Raw genomic sequence first — 827 nt, forward strand, 5'->3', positions numbered from 1 at the left:
GGTTCTTCTCTATTCGGCGTGTTGAGGTCAAGCGCTTTCGAGCTTTCCGCTCTGCGGGTGTTTGACGTCTTTCGCGGGTCCTTGCTTCTCTTCGGGATCGGCCGTCGGCCCTCCCATGATGGGATCAGTAGAATGAGGCGGCCCAATCTGTCGCGCGTCCTGACCGCGATGGTGCGATCGGCACAAGAACCCAAGCGAACTCACCTCATCCATCGTCCCGCGAAGGACGTCTTCTCCACCGGCGGGCGGAACTTTATCGTCTCCTTTTGATACCGGCTCAATGTCGATATTCTCGGCGTGGTCAGACCATGGCTTGAATGCTGTTCTCTCTTGTCCAGCGGAATTCGGTGCCATCACTCCACATGCGATGCATGATCACCGCCAGCCGGCGGGCGAGCGCAACGATGGCCTTTTGCCGCCCGCGGCGCCTGGCGACGTTCATCGCCCAGGCTTTCAGCCAAGACCATTTCTTCACCCGGCTCAACATGACCTGGGCTGCTTCGTAAAGCAGGGACCGCATCATGCCGTCACCGCACAGGGAAACGCGACCGACGCGATGGCTTTCGCCCGATTGGTTGAGGACCGGGGTCAATCCCAGCGCCGGACCGACGGCGCGTGAGTTGCTGAAGCGCGCCGGAACATCGATGGTGCTGATGAAAGCAAGCGAGGTAACAGGACCGACACCGGGGATCGTCATCAAACGTCGGCAGGCCTCGTCGTCACGGACGATCGATAGCAGCTTGCGGTGGAGAGCCATGAATGTCTCACGCAGCTTTTGCCGCGCCGCCAGCAAAGGCTTCATGATCTCGCCAAGGTCCGGCATGCCA

Annotated in this window: 2 protein-coding genes; one reads left to right on the forward strand and one right to left on the reverse strand. The window is 60.3% G+C overall.

Annotated elements, in window-relative coordinates; genetic code table 11:
- The coding region (locus ACFFNA_RS36760; protein WP_378924937.1) for a hypothetical protein at positions 1-270 on the forward strand (270 nt) is incomplete at its 5' end.
- Between the two features lie 31 nt (positions 271-301).
- Here ACFFNA_RS36760 and ACFFNA_RS36765 read toward each other — a convergent pair.
- Positions 302-827: transposase (locus ACFFNA_RS36765; RefSeq protein ID WP_378924939.1), on the reverse strand; the 526-nt coding region annotated here is incomplete at its 5' end.

This window comes from Mesorhizobium kowhaii, assembly GCF_042431665.1.
Taxonomy (GTDB): Bacteria; Pseudomonadota; Alphaproteobacteria; order Rhizobiales; family Rhizobiaceae; genus Mesorhizobium; species Mesorhizobium kowhaii.